This is a genomic window from Flavobacterium sp. Flavsp81 (genome assembly GCF_059491325.1).
This window is the reverse complement of record NZ_CP168505.1, coordinates 3,774,069-3,798,384: the sequence shown is the minus strand read 5'-3', so window position 1 is coordinate 3,798,384 and position 24,316 is coordinate 3,774,069. Positions and strand designations below refer to the sequence as shown.

At 34.3% G+C, this 24,316-nt stretch carries 24 protein-coding genes and 1 tRNA gene; 16 read left to right on the top strand and 9 right to left on the bottom strand.

Translation table 11 applies throughout. The annotated features are described in order from the left end of the window. Positions 1-247: 247 nt before the first annotated feature. From leuC to leuB, 4 genes are all read left to right on the top strand, one after another. Positions 248-1,642 (top strand): 3-isopropylmalate dehydratase large subunit, encoded by a 1,395-nt coding sequence (gene leuC, locus ACEN92_RS15950; protein WP_495639331.1) that lies wholly within the window; start codon positions 248-250, stop codon positions 1,640-1,642. Positions 1,643-1,787: 145 nt separating this feature from the next. Further along, positions 1,788-2,384, top strand: a complete 597-nt coding sequence (gene leuD, locus ACEN92_RS15945) for a 3-isopropylmalate dehydratase small subunit (protein WP_110835950.1) — start codon at positions 1,788-1,790, stop codon at positions 2,382-2,384. A gap of 129 nt (positions 2,385-2,513) precedes the next feature. Beyond that, positions 2,514-4,037 (top strand): hydroxymethylglutaryl-CoA lyase-like TIM-barrel protein, encoded by a 1,524-nt coding sequence (locus ACEN92_RS15940; RefSeq protein WP_495639330.1) that lies wholly within the window; start codon positions 2,514-2,516, stop codon positions 4,035-4,037. A gap of 93 nt (positions 4,038-4,130) precedes the next feature. After that, positions 4,131-5,192 carry a 3-isopropylmalate dehydrogenase gene (leuB, locus tag ACEN92_RS15935; RefSeq protein ID WP_495639329.1) on the top strand — a complete coding sequence of 354 codons (1,062 nt, stop codon included), beginning with the start codon at positions 4,131-4,133 and terminating at the stop codon, positions 5,190-5,192. A 126-nt stretch (positions 5,193-5,318) separates the two neighbouring features. Here leuB and rbp read toward each other — a convergent pair whose 3' ends face one another. After that, complete coding sequence (gene rbp / locus ACEN92_RS15930) at positions 5,319-5,678, bottom strand: RNA-binding regulator (protein WP_495639328.1); 360 nt, start codon at positions 5,676-5,678, stop codon at positions 5,319-5,321. A gap of 339 nt (positions 5,679-6,017) precedes the next feature. Between rbp and ACEN92_RS15925 the strand changes: the two genes are divergently transcribed. The 7 genes from ACEN92_RS15925 to ACEN92_RS15895 all read left to right on the top strand — a co-directional run bounded on the left by ACEN92_RS15925 (position 6,018) and on the right by ACEN92_RS15895 (position 11,481). Continuing rightward, positions 6,018-6,590, top strand: coding sequence for a 30S ribosomal protein S16 (locus ACEN92_RS15925; RefSeq protein ID WP_495639327.1), 573 nt, complete (start codon positions 6,018-6,020; stop codon positions 6,588-6,590). Positions 6,591-6,605: 15 nt separating this feature from the next. Then, the gene (rimM, locus tag ACEN92_RS15920; RefSeq protein WP_495639326.1) at positions 6,606-7,130 is read left to right on the top strand and encodes a ribosome maturation factor RimM; all 525 of its coding nucleotides are present in this window, start codon (positions 6,606-6,608) and stop codon (positions 7,128-7,130) included. A 154-nt stretch (positions 7,131-7,284) separates the two neighbouring features. Further along, a complete protein-coding gene (locus tag ACEN92_RS15915; RefSeq protein WP_495639325.1) occupies positions 7,285-7,638 on the top strand; it encodes a four helix bundle protein in 354 nt (117 codons plus the stop codon). Between the two features lie 138 nt (positions 7,639-7,776). Further along, on the top strand, positions 7,777-8,484 hold the full coding sequence (locus tag ACEN92_RS15910) for a tRNA1(Val) (adenine(37)-N6)-methyltransferase (protein WP_495639324.1): 708 nt from the start codon (positions 7,777-7,779) through the stop codon (positions 8,482-8,484). 101 nt (positions 8,485-8,585) lie between these two features. Then, positions 8,586-9,764 (top strand): acyl-CoA dehydrogenase family protein, encoded by a 1,179-nt coding sequence (locus ACEN92_RS15905; RefSeq protein WP_495639323.1) that lies wholly within the window; start codon positions 8,586-8,588, stop codon positions 9,762-9,764. A 90-nt stretch (positions 9,765-9,854) separates the two neighbouring features. After that, positions 9,855-10,637: a DUF3050 domain-containing protein gene (locus tag ACEN92_RS15900; RefSeq protein WP_495639322.1), complete on the top strand. Its 783-nt coding sequence runs from the start codon at positions 9,855-9,857 to the stop codon at positions 10,635-10,637. Between the two features lie 67 nt (positions 10,638-10,704). After that, entirely contained in the window at positions 10,705-11,481 is a 777-nt protein-coding gene (locus tag ACEN92_RS15895; RefSeq protein WP_495639321.1) for an SGNH/GDSL hydrolase family protein, read from the top strand. Positions 11,482-11,657: 176 nt separating this feature from the next. On the opposite strand, the gene ACEN92_RS15890 is transcribed toward ACEN92_RS15895, so the two are convergent. The 8 genes from ACEN92_RS15890 to ACEN92_RS15855 all read right to left on the bottom strand — a co-directional run bounded on the left by ACEN92_RS15890 (position 11,658) and on the right by ACEN92_RS15855 (position 17,370). Further along, entirely contained in the window at positions 11,658-11,999 is a 342-nt protein-coding gene (locus ACEN92_RS15890; protein ID WP_495639320.1) for a hypothetical protein, read from the bottom strand. A gap of 48 nt (positions 12,000-12,047) precedes the next feature. After that, positions 12,048-12,473 carry a hypothetical protein gene (locus tag ACEN92_RS15885; protein ID WP_495639319.1) on the bottom strand — a complete coding sequence of 142 codons (426 nt, stop codon included), beginning with the start codon at positions 12,471-12,473 and terminating at the stop codon, positions 12,048-12,050. A 99-nt stretch (positions 12,474-12,572) separates the two neighbouring features. After that, positions 12,573-12,659 (bottom strand) — tRNA-Ser (locus ACEN92_RS15880). A gap of 84 nt (positions 12,660-12,743) precedes the next feature. Then, positions 12,744-13,781, bottom strand: coding sequence for an asparaginase (locus ACEN92_RS15875; protein ID WP_495639318.1), 1,038 nt, complete (start codon positions 13,779-13,781; stop codon positions 12,744-12,746). Continuing rightward, on the bottom strand, positions 13,771-14,907 hold the full coding sequence (locus tag ACEN92_RS15870; protein WP_495639317.1) for a 1-acyl-sn-glycerol-3-phosphate acyltransferase: 1,137 nt from the start codon (positions 14,905-14,907) through the stop codon (positions 13,771-13,773). Before ACEN92_RS15870 ends, ACEN92_RS15875 begins: the two co-directional genes overlap by 11 nt. 63 nt (positions 14,908-14,970) lie before the next feature. Continuing rightward, positions 14,971-15,750: a TatD family hydrolase gene (locus ACEN92_RS15865; protein WP_495639316.1), complete on the bottom strand. Its 780-nt coding sequence runs from the start codon at positions 15,748-15,750 to the stop codon at positions 14,971-14,973. Between the two features lie 308 nt (positions 15,751-16,058). After that, positions 16,059-16,784 carry a tetratricopeptide repeat protein gene (locus ACEN92_RS15860; RefSeq protein ID WP_495639315.1) on the bottom strand — a complete coding sequence of 242 codons (726 nt, stop codon included), beginning with the start codon at positions 16,782-16,784 and terminating at the stop codon, positions 16,059-16,061. Between the two features lie 13 nt (positions 16,785-16,797). Beyond that, complete coding sequence (locus ACEN92_RS15855; RefSeq protein ID WP_495639314.1) at positions 16,798-17,370, bottom strand: RNA polymerase sigma factor; 573 nt, start codon at positions 17,368-17,370, stop codon at positions 16,798-16,800. Positions 17,371-17,495: 125 nt separating this feature from the next. Here ACEN92_RS15855 and ACEN92_RS15850 point away from each other — a divergent pair, with 125 nt between their 5' ends. The 5 genes from ACEN92_RS15850 (at position 17,496) to ACEN92_RS15830 (ending at position 24,273) form a co-directional block, all read left to right on the top strand. Then, a complete protein-coding gene (locus tag ACEN92_RS15850; RefSeq protein ID WP_495639313.1) occupies positions 17,496-17,795 on the top strand; it encodes a hypothetical protein in 300 nt (99 codons plus the stop codon). Between the two features lie 203 nt (positions 17,796-17,998). Further along, positions 17,999-18,979, top strand: coding sequence for a hypothetical protein (locus ACEN92_RS15845; RefSeq protein WP_495639312.1), 981 nt, complete (start codon positions 17,999-18,001; stop codon positions 18,977-18,979). A gap of 183 nt (positions 18,980-19,162) precedes the next feature. Beyond that, positions 19,163-21,115 (top strand): DUF7849 domain-containing protein, encoded by a 1,953-nt coding sequence (locus tag ACEN92_RS15840; protein ID WP_495639311.1) that lies wholly within the window; start codon positions 19,163-19,165, stop codon positions 21,113-21,115. 97 nt (positions 21,116-21,212) lie between these two features. Continuing rightward, positions 21,213-23,873: a CHAT domain-containing protein gene (locus ACEN92_RS15835; protein ID WP_495639310.1), complete on the top strand. Its 2,661-nt coding sequence runs from the start codon at positions 21,213-21,215 to the stop codon at positions 23,871-23,873. Continuing rightward, positions 23,818-24,273, top strand: coding sequence for a retropepsin-like aspartic protease (locus tag ACEN92_RS15830; RefSeq protein WP_495639309.1), 456 nt, complete (start codon positions 23,818-23,820; stop codon positions 24,271-24,273). Before ACEN92_RS15835 ends, ACEN92_RS15830 begins: the two co-directional genes overlap by 56 nt. Positions 24,274-24,316 lie beyond the last annotated feature (43 nt).

Below are 24,316 nucleotides of genomic sequence, written 5' to 3'. Positions count from 1 at the left end.
AAACTATTAAAATGAAAAGCAATTAAATAAAAATTAAGCTGAAAAAGAAAAGCAAAACCAATTTCATATTCTTATTTCAACCAAAACTGATTTTGCAAAAGCCAATCGCAATTTGTATTTTAGTTTGGGTATCGTATATAATGAAATATTGAAATTGACCACTTTGTATCTTTTTTTAATTTTGTTTTCCTATTATAATTATCAGGAATTGCTGTGGTTATAAAATTACAATTAAAAAAAATAAAAAATGAGTAAGACATTATTTGACAAAGTATGGGATTCACATGTAGTGCGTAAAATTGAAGATGGACCAGATGTGTTTTTTATTGACCGCCATTTCATTCACGAAGTTACGAGTCCTGTTGCTTTTTTAGGATTAAAAGCCAGAGGCGTAAAGGTTTTATACCCGGAACGTACTTTTGCAACTGCTGACCACAATACACCAACTATAAACCAACACTTACCGGTTGAAGATGCTTTATCTGCAAATCAGCTTAAAGCTCTTGAAGATAATGCTGCTGAATACGGTATTTCTCACTGGGGATTAGGTCATATAAAAAATGGAATTGTACACGTAGTTGGTCCTGAAAACGGAATTACTTTGCCAGGTGCTACTATTGTTTGTGGAGATTCACATACATCTACTCACGGTGCTTTTGGAGCGATTGCTTTTGGTATCGGAACTTCTGAGGTTGAGATGGTACTTTCTACACAATGTATCATGCAGCCAAAACCAAAGAAAATGCGTATCAACGTAAATGGTGAATTAAGCAAAGGTGTTGGCCCTAAAGATGTTGCTCTTTATATTATTGCTCAATTAACTACTTCCGGAGGTACAGGATATTTTGTTGAATACGCCGGAGATGTTTTCGAAAACATGACTATGGAAGGCCGTATGACCGTTTGTAATCTAAGTATCGAAATGGGTGCCCGTGGCGGAATGATTGCTCCTGACCAAAAAACTTTTGATTTCCTTGAAGGAAGATTGTATGCTCCAAAAGGCGAAGCCTGGACTAAAGCAGTTGAATACTGGAAAACTTTAAAAACCGATGCTGATGCTGTTTTTGATGCTGAATTAAACATCAACGCTTCAGACATTGAACCAATGATTACTTATGGTACAAATCCGGGAATGGGAATTGGTATCACAAAACATATTCCGAACGCTAACCAGGTTGAAGGCGGTGAGGAAACTTATAAAAAATCTTTAGCCTATATGGGCTTCCACGAAGATGATGTGATGATTGGAAAACCAATTGACTATGTTTTCTTAGGAAGTTGTACAAACGGACGTATTGAAGATTTTAGAGCTTTTGCTGAAATTGTAAAAGGAAGAAAAAAAGCAGATAATGTTACGGCTTGGTTAGTTCCTGGTTCTCACGTTGTTGAAGCTCAAATTAAAGAGGAAGGTATTTTGGATATTTTGACAGAAGCTGGTTTCGTATTACGCCAGCCTGGATGTTCAGCATGTTTAGCAATGAACGATGATAAAGTTCCAGCCGGAAAATATGCAGTGAGTACTTCAAACAGAAACTTTGAAGGTCGTCAGGGTCCTGGTTCAAGAACATTATTAGCGAGCCCAATTATGGCTGCCGCTGCTGCTGTTACAGGAAAACTAACAGATCCAAGGGAGTTATTTTAGATTGGAGATTTTAGATTTCTCACTGTGAGCAATCTTCATCTAAATTTCTTCAAATAAAATTGATCAACATTATTTAATACAAAAACATTTTTAGATTCTAAGTTTTCAAAAGAAAATCTAAAATCTAAAATCTAAAATTTCAAAAATGGCATACGATAAATTTAACATACTTACCAGCAGTGCAGTGCCGCTGCCGATAGAAAACGTAGATACAGATCAAATCATCCCTGCACGTTTCCTGAAAGCTACAAAACGCGAAGGTTTTGGAGATAATCTTTTCAGAGACTGGAGATATAACGGAGATGATTCTCCAAAAGCTGATTTCGTTTTAAATGATTCAACTTACTCTGGAAAAATATTGGTTGGAGGAAAAAACTTCGGTTCAGGGTCTTCAAGAGAACACGCTGCCTGGGCAGTTTATGATTACGGCTTCAGAGCTGTAGTTTCAAGTTTCTTTGCTGATATCTTCAAAGGAAACTGTTTGAATATTGGTGTTTTGCCAGTTCAGGTCAGCCCTGAGTTTGCTGATACTATTTTTAAAGCAATCGAAGCTGATCCTAATACGCAATTAGAAATTAATTTACCAAACCAAACGATTACTTTATTGGCAACTGGTCAATCTGAATCTTTTGCTATAAATGGATACAAAAAGAATAACATGATCAATGGTTTTGATGACATTGATTATTTACAAAATATTAAAGAAGATATTGTGGCTTTCGCCGACAAACTTCCTTACTAAAAACAACCTTTAAAATGCAGTTACTCAGACTTCAACTTTAGGGTTGGGTTAGTAACTGCTTTTATAATTTTATATAACCCTTTTGATTAAAATACGCCAAAACTGTATTTAAGTCATATCATATTTGAAATGGAAAAAAGAAAAATTGAAATAATGGATACGACGCTTCGTGATGGTGAACAAACCTCTGGAGTATCATTTTCTGCTGCAGAAAAACTTACCATTGCACAATTACTGTTGGAAGAATTAAATATTGATAGAATCGAAATTGCTTCGGCACGTGTAAGCGAAGGTGAATTTCAAGGCGTAAAAGGCATTATGTCCTGGGCTGAGGAAAAAGGATATACCAACCGAATCGAAGTTTTGACTTTTGTTGACGGTGGTCTTTCTATTGAATGGATGAAAAAATCCGGAGCCAAAGTTCAGAATTTATTAACTAAAGGTTCCCTGAATCACCTGACGCATCAATTAAAAAAAACTCCGGAACAGCATTTTTCTGAAATCGCACAAACTATCGCATTAGCAAAAGAAAACAATATTGAAACCAATGTTTATCTTGAAGACTGGAGCAACGGGATGCGTAATTCTCCTGAATATGTATTTCAATATTTAGATTTTTTAACGCAGCAGCCTATAAAAAGAATTTTACTTCCGGACACACTTGGTGTATTGATTCCGTCACAGGCTTTTGATTTTATTTCAAAAATCACATCAAAATACCCTCAAATTCATTTTGATTTTCATGCCCATAATGATTACGACTTAAGTGTTGCAAATGTTATGGAAGCCATAAAAGCCGGAATAAAAGGGCTTCACGTTACCGTAAACGGAATGGGAGAGCGCGCCGGAAATGCTCCGCTTGAAAGTACTGTTGCCGTTATAAATGATTTTATGCCTGATGTTACCATCAATATTAAAGAAACCTCTTTGTATTCTGTAAGTAAACTAGTTGAGACTTTTACCGGTTACAGAATTCCTGCCAACAAACCTATTGTTGGGGATAATGTTTTTACACAAACTGCGGGAATTCATGCTGATGGAGATAATAAAAACAATTTATATTTTAATGATCTTCTTCCGGAACGCTTTGGAAGAAAACGAAAATATGCACTCGGAAAAACATCCGGAAAAGCTAATATTGAAAAAAATCTTCAGGAATTAGGTTTAAAATTAAATCAGGAAGATTTAAAATTGGTTACCCAAAGAATCATCGAATTAGGTGATAAAAAAGAAACGGTTACCAAAGAAGATTTACCATACATCATTTCTGATGTTTTGGATAGTCATACTTACGAAGAAAAAATTACAATCGAATCTTATGTATTAATGCATTCAAAAGGAATGCGTCCCTCAACAACTTTGCTTTTAAAAATTGACAATGAAATCATTGAGGAAAATGCACAAGGCGATGGTCAATTTGACGCTTTCATGAATGCATTAACCAAAATTTACAAAAGTAAAAAATTGACCCTTCCAAAACTAATTGATTATGCGGTACGAATTCCTCCCGGAAGCAGTTCGGATGCGTTATGCGAAACCATAATTACCTGGGTAAACAACGGGAAAGAATTTAAAACAAGAGGATTAGATTCCGATCAAACAGTTGCAGCCATTATAGCAACTCAAAAGATGCTGAATGTAATTACTAACTAAGGTACAAAGGTTCAGAGTTGCAGAGGAACAAAGTTGTAACCTTTGAGTCTTAAAAAATAAAAATAGATAATAAATATAAATACAACCAAACAAATGAAATTTAACATAGCCCTTTTAGCCGGAGACGGAATCGGACCAGAAGTAATTAATGAAGCTGTAAAAGTATCTGATGCTATCGCAAAAAAATTCAATCATGAAATCACATGGACGCCTGCACTTACAGGTGCTTGTGCAATTGATGCAGTTGGAGTTCCTTATCCTGATGAAACTCACGAAGTTTGTATGAAAGCTGATGCTGTTTTATTTGGAGCAATTGGTCATCCAAAATATGATAACGATCCAAGTGCACCGGTTCGTCCTGAGCAAGGTTTATTGTTAATGCGTAAAAAATTAGGTTTGTTCGCTAACGTACGTCCAACTTTTACATTCCCTTCTTTAATTGATAACTCTCCTTTAAAAAGAGAAAGAATTGAAGGAACTGATTTGGTTTTCTTAAGAGAATTAACCGGCGGAATCTATTTTGGAGAAAAAGGAAGAAGGGATAACGGAGAAACTGCTTTTGATAACTGTGTTTATACCAGAGCTGAAGTTCAGCGTTTGGCTAAAAAAGGTTTTGAATTAGCAATGACACGTTCTAAAAAATTGTGTTGTGTTGATAAAGCAAACGTTTTGGAAACTTCACGTTTATGGAGAGAAACTGTTCAGGCAATGGAAAAAGATTATCCTGAAGTAACTGTTTCATACGAATTTGTTGATGCTGTTGCCATGCGTTTGGTACAATGGCCAAACTCTTACGATGTATTGATTACAGAAAATTTATTTGGAGATATTTTAACCGATGAAGCTTCTGTAATTTCAGGTTCTATGGGATTAATGCCTTCTGCTTCTGTTGGAGAGCACACTTCTTTATACGAACCAATTCACGGATCTTACCCTCAGGCAACAGGGTTAAATATTGCTAATCCGTTGGCTACTATTTTATCAGCTGCCATGATGTTTGAAGATGCATTTGGATTAAAAGACGAAGCTGAAGCGATTAGAGCAGTGGTAAATAAATCATTAGAACAAGGAGTTGTTACTGAAGATTTAGCTATAAAAGGAACAAAGGCATACAAAACGAGTGAAGTTGGAGATTGGCTTGTAGCGAACTTATAGTTAATTTTTGTTTCTGGTTTCAGGTTTTCCAACTTAAAACCTGAAACAAATAAACCTGAAACAAAATTTACCATAAAAAAAGGGATCAATTTACATTGATCCCTTTTATATATTTAGAAAAAAATATTAATATCCTCCTCTGTTACCACCACGGTCATTTCCACCACGGCTGTTTCCTCCACTATAACCACCGCGTGAATCTCCACCACGACTGTTATTGTTAAAGCTTCTTCTTTCGCCTTCTGGTTTCGGTTCAGATTTATTAACCACAATTGCACGTCCTTGAACAGTAGCTCCGTTCAATTCATCAATTGCTTTTTGAGCTTCATCATCGTTTGTCATTTCAACAAAACCAAATCCTTTACTTCTTCCAGTAAATTTATCAGTAATGATCTTAACTGAATCAACTGCTCCGTAAGCCTCGAAAGACTCTCTTAAATCTGCTTCCTCAATACTGAATGGAAGGCTTCCAACAAAAATGTTCATATGTACTTATTTATAATAATACACAAATGTAATCTTATTTTTTTGTAATCTACTATAAATTAGCTTATTTATGTTTTTATTTTGATTTTATGATAAAATATTACAGTAAAAACAATCAATTATTAAAAGAAAGAAAGGGAAAGTATTTTCATTATAAAGTAATTTAAAGCAAAAATCTCTTCTTTGGAGAGAAACAAACACTATAAGAATTCAAAAAAACGACAAAAATTCATTCTCAAGAGATTAAATATAATTTTGATCTCCTAATTCAGAAAAAAATTATATCTTTGCGCCCTTAATTAACAGAGGTCGAGTACCTCAAAATTTAATCATACGATTATGTCAGTAAAAATTAGATTACAAAGACACGGTAAAAAACAAAAACCTTTTTACTGGGTTGTAGCTGCAGATGCACGCTCAAAAAGAGATGGTAAATACTTAGAGAAAATCGGTACTTACAATCCAAACACAAACCCTGCAACTATCGAATTAAACATTGATAGCGCTGTAAAATGGTTGCACAATGGTGCTCAGCCAACAGATACTGCAAGAGCAATCCTTTCGTACAAAGGAGCTTTATTGAAACACCACCTTGATGGAGGTATTCGTAAAGGAGCTTTAACTCAAGAACAAGCTGATGCAAAATTAGCTGCCTGGTTAGAAGCTAAATCTGGAAAAGTTGATGCTAAAAAAGATGGTTTATCAAAAGCGCAAGCTGATGCTAAAGCTAAAGCTTTTAAAGCAGAACAAGAAGTTAACGCTAAGCGTTTAGCTGCTGCAGCTCAGGCTGAAGCTGATGCTATCGCTGCTGCAACTCCTGCAGTTGAAGAAGAAGTTGCTGAAGTTGAAGCGGAAGCTGCTACTGAAGAAGCTCCTGTTGCTGAAGAAAATAACGAAACAACTGAAGCATAATTTTAGTTAGCGATAATGCGTAAAGAAGAATGTTTTTATTTAGGTAAAATCGCTAAAAAATTTAGTTTCAAAGGTGAAGTCCTGGCTTATTTAGACACAGACGAACCTGAGTTATACGAAAATCTGGAATCAGTGTTTATTGAATGCAATAAACATCTGGTTCCTTTTTTTATTGAAAAAAGTTCATTGCACAAAAATGATTTTCTAAGAATCCGTTTTGAAGACATGAATACTGAAGAAGATGCTGATGCCATTATGGGGAATGCAATTTATCTTCCTTTAAATATGCTGCCAAAACTTTCCGGCAACAAATTTTATTTCCACGAAGTTATTGGTTTCGAAATTGAAGACCAGCGTTTAGGTGTTTTTGGAAAAATTGTAGCCGTTAACGATACTACTGCACAACCTCTTTTTGAAGTTTTAAATGGCGAAATCGAAATGCTGATTCCAATGATCGATCATTTCCTTGTAAAAATTGACCGTGACAATAAAAAAGTTATCATGAATCTGCCTGAAGGTTTGGTTGAAATGTATCTTTAAAAAAGAAATTCCAAATTTTTTAAATTCCAAATTCCAAACCAAAAAGAGAAATTTCAATAAAATAAATTATAAAACTTTATTTCTACAATTTATTTTGAAGGAAAAAGCTTATTTTAAATATTATTCTATCTTTATTGAAATTTGGAATTTAATTATGAGTAAACCATACGATTTAGAAGAAAGAACTTTCTTGTTTGCAAAAGAATGTAGAATTTATATCAAAAATCTACCTAAAACTGCATCTAACATTGAAGACGGAAAACAATTAATTAGATCATCTGGTTCTGTAGATGCCAATTACATTGAAGCAAACGAAAAACTTGGAGATAAAGATTTATTATTTAGACTAAAAATATCTCGCAAAGAAGCTAAAGAATCCAAATATTGGCTACGATTACTACAGGAATTAAATCCTGAACAAAAGCTGCTTTCAGATCTTTTATTATTCGAAGTAGAAGAATTAAGAAAAATTCTATCCACAATAATCACTAAAACTTCACAACATTAAATCGGGATTTTAATCTTACTTTTGCACCATACTATTATTATCAAAATCTATATTTCTTCTTAGTATTTGAATTTCTTTTTTGGGATTCACTCTTTTTAAGTTGGAATTTGGAATTTAAAAAATTGGAATTTTATCTCTATGTTTTCATTCAAACAATTCTCTGTTCAGCAAGATAAAACCGCTATGAAAGTTGGGACAGATGGTGTTTTATTAGGTGCCTGGGTTCCAATACATCATAACCCCTTTAGCGTTTTAGATATTGGCGCCGGGACCGGAATTATTGCTTTAATGCTCGCTCAACGAACTCATGCCGAACAAATTGATGCTTTAGAAATTGATGAAGAGGCTTATGAACAAGCAGTTGAAAATTTTGAAAACTCACCTTGGGGGGATCGCTTATTTTGTTTTCATGCCGGTTTAGATGAATTTATTGAAGAACCTGAGGATGAATATGATTTGATAATTTCGAATCCGCCATTTTATTCTGAAAACTATAAAACAGAAAATGAACAACGTGATTTAGCACGCTTTCAGGATGCCATGCCATTCGAAGAATTAATTGAAGCTGCGGATTTAATGCTTTCCGAAAATGGAGTATTTGCAGTTATCCTACCTTATAAGGAAGAACAAAATTTTATTACACTTGCTAAAGAATCCGAATTGTATCCTGTAAAAATTACACGTGTAAAAGGAACTCCAGCATCAGATATCAAACGCAGTTTGTTGGCTTTTAGTCGAAATGAAATTCTGAATACTGCAATTGATGAATTAATTATCGAAACCGACAGACACGTTTATACACCTGAATATATGGAGCTTACCAAGGATTTCTATTTGAAATTTTAATCATCTTTATTTCTCCAAACTGTTTTGTATTATTATAACAAAATTACTTTGTTTTGTTATATTTTTATTGCGTAAATTTGTTTTGAAAAATTACTTAAAAGATGAAACCAGACTTATTTCAGGCACCGGATTATTACAACCTTGACGACTTATTGACCGACGAACATAAACTGGTTCGTGAATCTGCACGTGCATGGGTAAAAAGAGAAGTTTCTCCTATTATTGAAGAATTTGCCCAAAAAGCAGAGTTTCCAAAACAAATTATAAAAGGGCTTGGAGAAATTGGCGGTTTCGGCCCTTATATTCCGGTTGAATACGGAGGCGCAGGCTTAGACCAGATTTCTTATGGATTAATCATGCAGGAAATTGAGCGTGGTGATTCCGGCGTACGATCAACCTCATCTGTACAATCATCGTTAGTAATGTATCCGATTTGGAAATACGGGAACGAAGAGCAAAGAATGAAATACCTGCCAAAACTGGCTACAGGAGAATTCATGGGCTGTTTTGGATTGACTGAACCTGATCACGGTTCTGATCCGGGAAGTATGATTACCAATTTTAAGGACATGGGAGATCATTATCTTTTAAACGGTGCCAAAATGTGGATTTCAAATGCACCATTTGCTGATATTGCTGTAGTTTGGGCTAAAGATGAATCAGGAAGAATTCACGGATTAATCGTAGAACGTGGTATGGAAGGTTTTACAACACCCGAAACACATAATAAATGGTCGCTTCGTGCATCCTCAACAGGTGAATTAATTTTTGACAATGTAAAAGTACCTAAAGAAAATCTGTTACCAAACAAATCCGGATTGGGAGCACCACTTGGCTGTTTAGATTCGGCTCGTTACGGAATTGCCTGGGGAGCGATTGGTGCAGCGATGGATTGTTACGACACCGCTTTACGTTATGCCAAAGAAAGAATTCAGTTTGGAAAACCTATTGGAGGAACACAGCTGCAGCAAAAGAAATTAGCCGAAATGATTACCGAAATTACCAAAGCACAATTATTAACCTGGCGTTTAGGTGTTTTGAGAAATGAAGGAAAAGCAACTACTGCACAGATTTCAATGGCAAAAAGAAATAATGTTGATATGGCAATTCATATTGCCCGAGAAGCCAGACAAATGTTAGGCGGAATGGGAATCACAGGCGAATATTCGATAATGCGACACATGATGAACCTCGAAAGTGTGATCACTTATGAAGGCACACATGACATTCATTTATTGATAACCGGAATGGATGTAACCGGAATATCAGCATTCAAATAATAATGCTCTATTAAAATATATTGAAAATCAATACCAAAAGCTTCTTCTAACCGGGAAGCTTTTTTATATTTACCAAAAAATACCACAGATATGAATATTGAAACCATCAACAAAAGCATTCAGCCTCAAAAGGACATGCTTTTACAGCATTCTTTGTACAATAAAATTCAAAGTATTGATGACTTACATCGTTTTTTAGAAAGTCATGTTTTTGCAGTTTGGGACTTTATGTCATTATTAAAAGCTTTACAGGCTAAACTTACCTGCACAACTACCCCTTGGTTTGCTACAAAAAATCCTGAAACCAGATATTTAATCAACGAAATTGTTCTTGCTGAAGAAACTGACCTGACTATTGACGGAAGAAGACAAAGTCATTACGAAATGTATCTTGAGGCTATGGAAGATTGTGGTGCCGATACAACAGGAATCAACAAATTTTTATCTGAAGTAAATTCTCTTCATAATATTTTTGTTGCCATAAAACAAAGTTCATTGCATCCGGATATAAAATCTTTTTTAGATTTTACTTTTAGAGTTATTGAACAGGGAAAACCACATGAAATTGCTGCAGCTTTTACTTTTGGAAGAGAAGATTTAATCCCAAGTATGTTTACCGCAATCCTGACAAACTTTCAAAAAAACCTTCCCGAAACTGATTTAAGCAAGTTGCTTTATTATTTCGAAAGACATATCGAACTTGATGCGGATGAGCACGGACCAATGGCGATGCAAATGATTACCGATTTATGCGGAGATGACGATCAAAAATGGTCTGATGTAGAAGAAATTTCGATTCTCGCTTTAGAAAAACGTATTGGTCTTTGGAATGCTATCGAAGAAGAAATTTCAATGAAAGCTGAAATGGTTTAAAACCAAAACAACATATATAACGTAACTATTTGTTTAGAAATGATGTAAAATCTAATTTATTCAAATTATGAAACCACAGTTCAGACAAATAGTTATTGTTTTCCTATCTATATTTCTTTTGAGCTGTAGCACTGAAGAAACACCTTCAGAAACGGCAGTTACTCCCAAACCTGTTATTCCTCCAACAACTGTCCCAAATCCGGAAGTTCCCACTGGACCAATTCCCAAATCAATAAATTATTTAGCCTTAGGCGACAGTTATACTATTGGCCAAAGTGTTTGTGAAACCTGCAGATTTCCGGAACAGCTTAAAACGAGTTTAAAAATGTTCTATACCGATACTAACTTTTCATTAAAAGTTATCGCCAGAACTGGCTGGACAACTTCGAATTTAATTGCGGCAATAAAAAATGAAACCTTAGAATCCAATTACGATTTGGTTACACTTTTAATTGGTGTTAACAACCAGTTTCAGCATATAGATTTTTCATTATACGAAAAAGAATTCCCTGAACTATTAAACAAAGCTATTACGCTGGCAAAAGGAGATTATAAAAATGTCATTGTGCTTTCTATACCGGATTATGCCTATACCTCTTTTGGAAAAAATTATGGAGAAACCGGAAGAGCAAAAATTTCTGCAGAAATCGACCAATATAATATGTTTGCAGAAAATTATTGCAGAACAAAATCCGTAACATTTATCACAATTACTGATATTACCCGCCAGGGACTTGATAATCCCGGTTTAGTCGCTTCAGACGGCTTACATCCTTCTGAATCTGCTTATAAATTATTTGTGGAAAGAATATTGCCTAAAGCTAAAATAGTCTTGCAGGATTAAACCTTTTTAGAAGCAGAAAATCATTTTTCAAAACACCTTCAGTCCCGCTTTCCACTTTATCTCTTATGGCGAACCCCGCCACAAGAGGATGTCGATTCAATCGGGGCTAAATTAGATGTTTAGTAAATTTCATAACTTTTGACAAGGGGAAAACTTCAAATTATTGAAGCTAACTTTTATTTATAATTTTCAAAATCAACATCAATCTTTTCAAACATTTCTGCGTTTTCTAAAATCGAATTAATCCGAACTAAACCATTCTGATTATTTTCAGCCATAACGAAAGCAAAGCCCCAGATATCTTTTGAAATCGTAAATTGTCCTGCTTCAGAATCAATAGTCATCAAGACCTCATCATTTATCCATAAATCCAAAATATCAATCAGTCTGGGTTTTAATTCATTGATTGCATTCAGGAAATCCGAAATAAACGTTTCCTTCTCAGCTCCATTAAAAATATCTATCAAGAAATCATCAGATTGATATCCTGGTCGGAAATGATATTTGTAAATACTCAAAATATTTATTATCTATTTAGAATTTATATCGGATATGTCAAACAGAATTTACGACAACTTCATACTCCAGGTTCCTTTTCCTGGATGAAAAATTATTGGAACAATACCATACAAAAAAACAATTTTTCTTTTAAAAAACCATTTCCCGCTTATTTCAGTTTTATCATTAGAAAAAACACCTTCATAATAAAGTACCGGATGTTTTTGATTTGTCGTTTCTCTTTCGCCATTCTCATATATTTGGCAGTTCTTAGGCATCAGTTTTTTAAACCGAACTTTGTTATTATAGACTTTACCAATTACATCACCAGTTTCTTCCATTCCGCCGCTAGGAATATCATCATTCACTTTTCCCTGAAAATTAACTCCTCCGAAACTTTCAATTACTATAGTAAAATACGTTTTTTCAAACCCTATAGCTTTTTGAATTCTTTCATTATCAAACTTATAATAACCTTTCCAACTTCCAATCATTCCGATACAGTTTATTGTACTTATTAAATTAACAAATCTTTAAAAAAATCAAAAAACCGCAATAACATAAGTTTATGAAATTGCGGTTTTTGACTTTAGCAGAGAGGAAGGGATTCGAACCCTCGATACAGTTACCCATATACTAGCTTTCCAGGCTAGCTCCTTCAACCACTCGGACACCTCTCTATTTTGGTTTGCAAATAACATGAAAAAAAACGAGTTACAAAAGTAATTTTCAAAAATCCTTTCAATACTTGCTATTATTTATTGCTAAAGTGAAATTTCACCTCGTAAAGCTGTTTCGAAAATAGTTTTAAACTCAGTTTGTGGGATCGTAACCGTATGTCCCAACAGATACATCAATTTAGTAATGGCAGCTTCTGTCGTAATATCTTTTCCTGAAATAACGCCTAAGGATTTTAAAACAGTACTGGTTTCGTATTGTCCCATATTGACACTTCCGCCGGAACATTGTGTGACGTTCACGATATGCAAACCGTCCTGAATCGCTTTTTTAATTAAATTTAAAAACCATTCTTCGGTAGGTGCATTTCCGGCTCCATATGTTTCTAAAACAATTCCTTTTAAATCTTTAATCGCCAGAATCGAAGCTAAAACAACTTCACTCATTCCCGGAAACATTTTTATAATCACTACGTGATTATTTAGGTTTTTATGAACAATCAGTTCTGCATCCTTTTTTACAGGAAGGAATAAATGCCGGTTTAATTTAAGATGAACTCCTGACTCTACCAATTCAGGATAATTAGGTGCCGTAAATGCTTTAAAATGTTCTGCATTTACTTTTGAAGTCCTATTCCCTCTGTACAATTTATATTCGAAATACAGGCAAACTTCGGTGATCACCGGTTTTCCATTTTCCTGAAGAGAAGCAATCTGAATGGCGGTAATCAGATTTTCTTTGGCATCGGTACGCAAATCTCCAATTGGTAATTGAGAACCTGTAAATATAACAGGTTTTGCTAAATTTTCGAGCATAAAACTTAATGCCGAAGCCGAATACGACATCGTATCAGAACCATGAAGCACTACAAATCCGTCAAAAGAAATATAATTTTTCTCGATAATATCGGCAATTTTAGCCCACATTTCCGGATTCATGTTAGAGGAATCGATTGGATTTTCAAACGAAACCGTTTCAATTTCGCAGTCCAGTTGTTTGATTTCGGGAATATTTTTCAACAGCTTGCCAAAATCAAAAGCTTTAAGTGCTCCTGTTTCAAAATCTTTACTCATTCCGATAGTTCCACCGGTATAGATTAAGAGTATTTTAGCTTTAGAAGACATTCTGATATTTTAATTTACTCACTACAGGATTTGCATACATAGCTAAAAATCCTTGTCTTGCAACACCGTTATCGCATCCAATTCGCATCTCTAAACGTCGCTCGAAAAGTAATTTCTCGTTTTCCTTATATAAATGAGAATATTTATCAGTTTCATTTAAGATGTCATATGCAATAAAATTGGTTGGCCATAACTGGTAATTCTGCAAAATAGAATCATCGATTACTTGTGCCAAGGCTTGAATTTGTTTGTTCGAATTATCGTTTTCAGCAACAATCTGATCAATTTCAGTATCTAAAACATCTCCAACAGAGATATGTATTCTTTTTTTAGTTCCCATGATACCACTCAAAATAGTCATGAAATCTTCATTTTTATCTTTGACGTAAACCTCATTATTTGCTTCTGCCATTAATTGCGGCATTTTCAAAACATCCGTCGGATCGTATTCGTATGAAATAGAAACCGGAACTATTTTTAATTTCTTAAAATAATCCATCAGATTGGCTTCATCAGAACCCATTCCGATCATTTTTAAAACACCCGGATTGGTTTCATCATTTCCGTCTTTAGTACGTCCTTCCCTTTGTGCTATCCATACCGAACGATTCTCACGAAGCAGTAATTGCCCCATATATTCAGCCAGCAACTTAGAGCTTTGCAGCATTTCTCTTGGAGACAGACCTCTTAAAACCAAAAAATTTCGGTTTAGTTTTGCCAATGTACTTAAGAATGCTTTTTTTACAAGATTATCCCCGATTGCCGATGCTGTCATCACCAAACCATGTTCAAACAAACACACATTCAGTAAAGTGGTATCTAAAAGAATATCCCTGTGATTGGAAATAAATAAATAGGAAGTGTTTTTTTCTAACTTTTCAAAACCCGAAGTTGTAAGTCCTTCCGAACTTTTTTCGAGTACTTTTTGAATTGTCTGATAGATAAAATTGCACTGGAAATCACGAATAGAATGTGTTTTCTTCAATTGTTCTTTCCAAACCTGATCGTCTAATTCCGGAAAAGTAAAATTCATCATGGTTTTCATCATCGGATGATTGACAACGTCATGAAGGGCTTGATTTACTTCTGAATCATAAAATGGTCGAATGGCATCAAATTTCTGCATTATAAATATCAATTTAGGTGGGCAAAAGAACAAAAAAAAAATTAAACAATTGTAATTTGCATATTAAATCCCAAAAACGTCTTTGGAGTTTTGCGTTGTTACTTCTGCAATTTCAGTTTCTGAAAGGTCGTAAATTTCAGCCAATTTTGCAATTACATTTACTAAATAACTGCTTTCGTTTCGTTTACCTCTGTATGGAATTGGCGCCAGATAAGGCGAATCGGTTTCTAAAACGATATGTTTCAAATCAATTTGATTTAAAAATTGGTCGATTTTTCCGTTTTTAAAAGTCACCACTCCTCCTATTCCCAGCTTCATATTGTACGAAACTGCCTGAAGTGCCTGTTCATAGTTACCCGTAAAACAATGAAAAATTCCAAATAAATCTTCTGATTTTTCTTCTTCCAAAATCTCAAAAATCTCGTCAAAAGCTTCACGACAATGAATTACGATTGGTAATTTATAGTGTTTAGCAAGCTGAATTTGTCTTCTGAATACAATTTGCTGTTCTTTGAGATGTGTTTTATCCCAATACAAATCAATCCCTATTTCTCCAACGGCATAAAATTTTCGTTTTGCCAATTCGGTTTCAACATGTTTTAACTCGTCCAGATAATTATCTTTCACATAAGTGGGATGCAAACCCATCATCAGGAAAACATGTTCTGGATAATTACGCTCTAAATCATACATTGACTGCGTTGCTGCCGCATCAATTGCCGGAATAAAAAAACGCTTTACTCCTGCATTTATGGCTCTCTGTATCATTTCGTCACGATCCTGATCAAATTCTTCAGAGTATAGGTGCGTATGTGTATCGGTAATTACAGGTATTGAATTCAATTGTTTGTTTTTTGTTTTTAAAGTTGTCAAAATTACGATAATATTAAAAGAATACCAATTGCGTATATTAGTACGCGGATTTAACGGATTTACTTGTATTCTTGTCAGACTGAGCGAAGTCGAAGTCCCGCAACGTAAACATATTTATTTCCCGGTTTCAATAAATACCAAAGCACGGCCTAAAACCTCATCCTTTCCTGCCTGAATTCCTTTTATTAAATTTAAATCCTATTATTTTTTAGCACAAAAAAAGAGACAATGTGAATTTGCCTCTTTTTGTAATTTCTGCTTCTTTTATGGTAAAAATTTTAATCCAATTCTTTCAACAATTTCTGAACCTGGTCTTCATTCTCAAAATCAGAAGGAATAGTCAATAAAATTTCTTTACAGGCTTTATAGTCTTTTTGTTTTAATTTAGACAAAGCCAGACTCCAGGCGGCTTTATCTTTGTAGAGGGAAATTCCAGATTTTAATTGGTTAAAAACAGTTTCCGCTTTTGAAAACTGATTTGTTTCCAATAAGGAAATTCCATAAAAATATTGAATTTCAGCCGTTTTATTTTCTTTCAAAATGGTTTCAAAAAGCGGAATTGCCTTTTTATAATCTTTAGCATTAAAAGCTGTTTCTGCTTGTTTTAAAGCTGCATTGACATCACCTCTTTCGGCAAAATAAGCTTGTTCCTGCTGATTGTAATCTTCAAAATTTGGGTTTGAATTCTGATTAAAAAAGAAAATCCCAATTAAAACAGCAACTGATGCAGCTGCTGCCACATACCATGGTTTAAGTTTAATTACTTTTGCTTCAGGCGATTTGAAATGCGCTTTAGAAATAGTTTTTAGATTAGCTTTAAAAGCTTCACGTTCTTCTGCAATCCCAAATTTATTCGCCAGTTGAAAATGCATTTCTCTAAAAGTTTCAAATGAAGAAGCAAACGATTTATCTTCCGCTAACTGGCGTTCAAAATCTTTTTTCTCTTCAAGTGTCATTTCATTTTGAAGATACTGATCAAACAATATGTATTTTTCTTCGTTCATGATGGGGTCCTTTTTAACGATTTATAGAATTGGCTTCCTGAATCCACTGCGTTAACTGTCCTACGCACAACGATTTCTTTTTACGGACATAACCATAGGTTACATTGAGCTTTTCGGCTACTTCTTCCATGGTCTTAAGCGTAAAACTCCATTGTAAAAGTTCTTTGCATTTGTCACCTAACTTTTGAAACATCAGATCAAAAAGCTGCTGTTTTTCATCGAAGGCTTCAGTTTGCAAAACCATTTCCTGAGTTGATTCCTTTATAGATGCCAAATCCTCGTTGATTGTTACCCCTTTATTTGATGTTTTTTTCAATTCATTCAGCCATCTCCTTTTACACAGCAAAAAGAAATAGGCATCAAACGGACAAGTCAGCTGCAGTGTATTGGCTTTTGCCTGATTAAAAAGTATAATCATCACTTCCTGAACAACATCCTGCGCCTGATCTTCATCTCCGGAGTTGTTCTTTATAAAGTACACGACTTTAGGGACAAACTTTTTATAAATAGACTGAATTACTGCCGAATTATTATTCGCCAGTCCTTCGATATACATTTGGTCAGGATGAATTGTCTGTTTTTCCATATTAAAAATTATCAGCTAAAGTAAAAAAAGAATCTGAAAAAAAATTAAAGAAGAAGGGTAACAATTATAAAAACAAATTGATATAGCATTACAAATGTTGTTTTAAGAATCAAAATCACATCAAAATGAAAAGTTATCCATTTACAACCGAGAAAGGTTTTGCCAAATTCCAGGAAACACTTTCTGCCAAAATCCGTAACGGTTTTGTCATAATAGAACGTAATGATAAACTGCCGTATGTTGTTTTAAGCAAAGCAAAAAAACAAATGGATCCTTCATTTCACCTTGCTTTGGTTTTTGCAACTCTGGGACTTTGGTCAATTGTCTGGTTTTATATACTGATTAAACTTTCAGGTAATAAAGAAATACTTGTTGCCCTTGATGAAGACGGAAATGTTTTTGAAGAAAAATGCCTCTCGAAATAAATTTCAAAAAAAATTAAAAACAGGGGTAACAATTTAAAAAGCCAGTTGATATAACCATATAAAAAGAATTAAAAATAAATTTTGAAAACAAGGGTAACAATATCAAACCCGAATTGATATAAGAATACAAAAACGATAATTAACAACCGAAATCTGAAACCACTTGAAATTTTTCAAGACAGATTTATAAAAAATTAGAAATCATGAACACAAATTTTAAAAAAATCGGATTATTATTTTTAGCAATCGCAACATTTGTAAGCTGTGATGACAGCGATGGAGACAACACAGTTACGCCACCATCATCAAGTGAATTTGCTGCTGTCAGAAACGAAGCTTTGGCAGGAAAAACACAACATTTTACTGCAACTGCAGGAGCAGGAGCAATAACACTTACATCTGCAAAAGGAGTTAAAATCAATATCAACGGAAATTGCCTGACTAAAGCAGGAAATGCGGTAACCGGAGCAATCGATATTGAATATGTAGAGCTTTTTGACAAAGGCGATATGCTTGTAACCAATAAACCAACCATGGGTTTAATGCCTGACGGAAACAAAAACTTGTTGATTTCCGGTGGTGAATTTTTCATCAAAGCCACGCAAGGCGGACAAGCATTAGCCACTACTTGTAACATCAATCTGTTGGTACCTACAAATTTGACAGGAGGCCTGGATAATGCCATGACATTATGGTTTGGAAACACTGAGAATGCAGAAGATCTAGTTTGGAGAGAAGCCAAAGATGGTGCTGACGGTACCGGAGGAAAAGGCGGTGTTCAGGGCGAAGGAAACAATTATTATGTAACATTTGGAAATTTTGGATGGACAAATGTTGATAAATTCTACAGTGATCCAAGACCTAAAACTACTATTCTTGTTGATGCTCCGGAAGGTTACGACAACGATAATTGTGCAATTTATTTATCATACGACGGAGAAGGGCAAAACGCTTTGGCGAAGTTAGACACTTATACAGCAGCAGGATTATTCAGCGAGCACTACGGACAAATCCCGGTTGGATTAGCTTGTCACATCATTTTTGCCACAGAAGATAATGGTCAATGGCGTTATGCAATCAAAGCGGTTACTATAGCTGCCGGCGATATTTATACCTTCACACTTGCCGAAACAACAGTCGGCAGCGAAGCTCAACTGGTAGCAGCAATCAATGCTATTCAATAACTTACAAATACTTTTTTAAGAAAAAGTGGTGATTTGCTCATCACTTTTTTTTACATTTAATCCAGATTTCAAATTATCCCTAACGATTTTCTGAAGCTGATCCTGCTGTCCGACTCTATCTTTTCCCGGCTAAAGAAGCCAGAAAAAGGATGCCGCTCCATCAGGGCTAAAAACCTCCTCGACATGAAAAGACTTATATATTACTTAATTTTTCTTTCATCAGCAATGACGTTGGCACAAACCAAAGTAAAAGACACTATTACCCGAAGAGCCAATATCATTTACAATCAGAACGGAAATCAGGTTACTTTTAAACCCGAAACACCGCCTTTAATTCCGATTGCAGGCGCACCAAAACCAAGTTACTCCTATTTATGGGAACTGGGCGACGGTCATTTCAGTAAAGAAGCTGAACCTAAACACGTTTACAAAAACAAAGGAACTTATACCACCCGACTTGCCGTAACCAATAATTACGACAATGGGAAACCTCCGGCAACACGCCCAAAAAAAATCGCTGTAAATGACATAACCGACACAAATTACAAAGACATTGCATCGATTGCTGATCAAAACGGATTCGAAATCCTGAAAAACTGTGACCCAATTCCGGAACAGGAAATGGTTGTTGTAGTGGGCTATCAAAATTTGGAGAATTATGTTTCGAGCGGTAAACTCTATCTTTTTTATAACGAAAAACAATTTAAAAGCAATAATTTCGACTTAGTCGATTTTAGAACGTATGCCAACGAACGCGAAGTAAAAGAAAACATTGTAGCAGCTGTTGACGATCTTGATGACACCAAAAATTATCTGGCTTCAGCCGATCAAACTTTAAAAATAAAAAAATACCGAAATACAACTACCGAAGAAGATCTCGATGCATCTTTAACAGACGCCCATAAAACCTATCATAATGTTTCTGTTTTAGAATTTGACGATGTCAATCCAGGTGAAACCCATAATGTTTTTTATACTTTTAAAACTACTCCCGAAATGATTAAGGATACCAGCGCAACGGTAACAATGCGAGGGATATTTGTTCCAAATCGAAGTTTTAAAAACCATAAAATAAAAAACCTCGAAATGGAAATCGTAACTTCTCACGATCCAAACAAAATGGGATCTAACGGAAGTTTGATTAACTATCGTTTAGTACGGTTTAAAAGAGTAAAATTTAAAACCCGTTTTCAGAATAACGGCGAAGGGCCTGCAAGAATGATTCGGCTTGAAACTGATATTCCGGATATGTTTGATAAAAAAACATTCCAAATTGAAGGGATGTATCCAGAATGTCCTATTTGTCCAAAAGGCGAAGAACCAACAGTAAGCTGTTTAGATACAATTATCAAACAAAAACAAATATTTTTTACCTTCAAAAATATTTATTTACCCGGAAGCGAACAAAAAAACGTAAACGAAAAAGACAGCACAAAAGGTTTTGTCCGGTATTCAATGAAATTCAATGAAGACTTTCATAAAGTAAAAACCAAAAGCCGAACCGCCATCATTTTCGACAAAAACGAACCTATTATTACCAACTACGCCACTACCCGATTTTTACCCGGGATATCCATTGGCGCTAAAGCCGGATATAATTTGTACCCTGATTTAGATAATTCAACGAGTTATTTTGTTGGCGCAACTATTTCACCTTTTAAATCCTACCGTTTTTACTGGCAGGCAGAATGGATCAATAGCTTAAATAAATATGATAGTTCGGTTAATGTAGTTGATGAAACAATTACCAGTGCAAACGGCGTAAAACAAAGACAGCGTACCACAACGAGTACCGAAAACAAAAGTGTCAATTGGGAAGTCCCTATTCTTATCCGCTACAACATTAATAACTATATAGGAGTTGGTGCCGGTTTTCAAACCAACATAAATGTTTCGCAAGAACAGAATCAAAATAAACGAATAGACATTTTTGAGGGTGATTCGGATAAACTCATAATTAGCACAAGAACGGAATCAAACTCAGTTAAAAACTCATTGGCAAATTTAAAAACAGGGCTTTTATTTGATTTAACTGCTGGATTTGCCAGAATTGGTCCAAGTCTGGGTGCGCGTTATGTAATTAATTTTGAACAGAATTTTAATTATTTCCAGTTTTATGGAATTTGGAAGTTTTAAAATTCAAATGTCACCCTGAGCGGAGTCGAAGGCTTCATAATTGAAAAGGTCTTCGACTCCGCTCAGACGGACACTTCACAACTATTCCAACTATAATATGAACTTAAATAACTTATATATTTTAATTTTTCTTTTCCTAAACCTAACAGTTTGGGGACAACATCAGGAAGATAAAATATATAATGCAATTGATGTTTTTGTAGCAAATCCATCTGTAAAAGATTTGCAAAATCTAACGAATACAGAAACTAATTTCTGGAAAAGTCCAAAACAAAAATCTAAAGATGAGTTATTGGCAATTGTGGTTTTAAACTGCAACAAAGCATATTATGAAAACCAATTTGGACAATCAGAAAATGCAATAAAAAGTTACGAGAAAGCCTGGCAGATTTATCAAAAACACAAACTTAAAGATTACGATATTATCGAATATTGCCTGAAACCTTTAGGTAATTTATATACCATTCTGGGTGATTACGATAATGCAGAAAACACTATCAAACAATACTATTTTATTGCCAATCTGGAGAAAAACGAACCGCAGAAGGTGGCTGCAATCCTTAATTTATCAAACGTATATCAAAATACGGGCAATGTTTATAAAGCAATTGATTTAATCGAAAAGACACTTCAAACCGAAAGATTAACCCCAACTCAAAAAGGGCTTTTATTAAACAATTTAGGAACTAATTATTTCCTGACAACCAAAGGTTTTTTAATCAAAACAAATACTTTTGACAAGGCTGAAAGCTCATTTCTGAAAGCCATTTCATTATTAAAAAATGACAAATCACAAACTGAAACTTTATCCAATTCTTACCGAAATTTAGCCAAACTAAACCTGGAACGCAATGATTTGAATAAAGCAGTTGAATATTTTGAAAAAGCCAAAATTGAATTCAATAAAATCCTAAGTCAGGAGCCCCGAAAAATAGCGCAGTTTTATTACGAAGCTGCTTTTATTTCTTTCAAACAAAGAAAAATAACAGATGCAAACCAGAACATTACGGCTGTTTTTAAAACACTTCTTCCAAATTATTCCAATATAAAAAGTGTTTTGCCTGATCAAAATTCGCTGTATGCAGAAACAGTTTTACTGGATGCTTTAGATTTACAGGCTGAAATTTATCTGGCACAAAACCAGCCGAAAAATGCTTTAAAAAGTTATGCACTTTCATTTTATATAGAAGATATTTTTCAGTCCCTTTTGGTTTATGAAAATTCTAAAATCGTAACTCAAATCAGAAATCGAAACCGAACTGAAAAATGTATTGCTATTTATTATTCGCTTTATGAAAAAGAAAAGAAAATAAGTTATATCGAAAACGCTTTTTTACTTTCGGAACAAACCAAATCTGTTGTTTTAAAGAGTCGTCTCAATAATCATCAAATTCTTTCGAGAGAAGAAAAACTCATTCTTCAGCAGCTTCAAAACTGGAATACGGTTATTGTAAAAGAACAGCAAAAACTGGAATTGGCCGATATTTCTAAAATTAATGAAGCCATCAAAAAACAAAACGAATTGATGCTGCTTCTTAAAAAAAATCAAACCAAAACTGCTAAAGAAACCAATAACGAGTTTGATTTACAAAAACTATATGCCAAATTAGAGGAAAACAAGGCCACGATGGCTGAATATTTTTTTGGCAGCAATTACATTTATAATTTTACGATTAAAAACAAAAAAATAACACTTCATCATATTTCTCTGGAAGGTACCGGTTTTGCAAGCCTGATGGAATTTATCCGCTTTTTCAATAATCCAAATGTGATTGCAGATAATCCTCAAAATTACAATCGAATTGGAAATACCATTTACAAAAACCTAAAAATTCAGCCCCATAAGAATTACAAAAACCTCATCATTATTCCTGATGGTGTCCTGAGTTTTTTACCTTTTGAAGCTTTGATTACAAAAGAATCCAAAACTGCAAATTTTGCAAAAATGCATTATTTACTAAATGATTTTAATGTTGCTTACAACAATTCTGCTTCATTTTATCTGAACTCAATTCCGTTTTCAAATACTAAAAAAACAGTTTTGGGAATTTTTCCGGTATTCGAAAAAACCAATTTTGCTTTGACATTTTCTAAGAATGAATTGCAATCTATCAAGAAGAATTTTGAAGGTCAGTTTTTCGAAAACAATAATGCAACATTTTCAAATTTTAAAAACAATGCAATCAATTATTCTATTCTGCATTTAAGTACACATGCTTCTTCCGGCGATACAGAAACGCCGGCGAGTATTAAATTCTACGATCAGGAAATACTATATTCGGAGTTGTATAATCTTAATGTAAATCCGGAATTGGTCGTTTTAAGTGCCTGTGAAACCGGAATTGGAAAACTCTACAAATCCGAAGGAGCGATGAGTATTGCAAGAGGTTTTCAGTCTGCCGGTGCACAAAATTTATTGTTTTCGTTATGGAAAGTAAACGATTATACGACTTCGGTTTTTATGGATAATTTTTATCAAAAAATCAAAAAAAAGCAATCTTATTTTGAAGCAAATGCCAATGCAAAACGCGATTTCCTGAATGATCCAAATATTCCAAATGCTAAAAAATCGCCTTATTATTGGAGTGCTTTTGTATACTATGGCACAATTTCTAATGCTGAAAAATCTTCAAATTATATCGTGTACATCATTAGTATATTGACTGCAATTGGTTTATTTTTGATTTTCAATCATTATCGAAATGGAAGAACTTCAAAAAGTCCTCAAAAAAGAAAAATACAAAAAAATAAAATTTAAAATCATCAAAACACAGCATTTATTGATTAAAGTAAAAATAAATGATGTTTCGGGAAATTTTATTTTAGACACCGGAGCTTCGAATTCCTGTGTGGGTTTTGAAAGTATAGAACGATTTAAATTAACTACAAAAAATTCAAAGACCAAAGCTGCAGGCGCAGGCGGAACCGGAATGAAAACGCAAATCTCCAAAGATAACTCCCTGCAAATAGGTTCCTGGAAAAATCCTGATTTCGGTATCGTTATTTTTGATCTTTCGCACGTAAATGAAGCTTTACAGCAATACAAGGCAAAACCTGTTCACGGCATTATCGGTGCTGATGTTTTGATGGAAGGTAAAGGTATTATTGATTATTATAACCATTATTTGTATTTGAAACAGGGTTGTGTAGATGCTTAAATCAAAATTAAAAATCCCAAACTCATTTTTATTTGAATTTGGG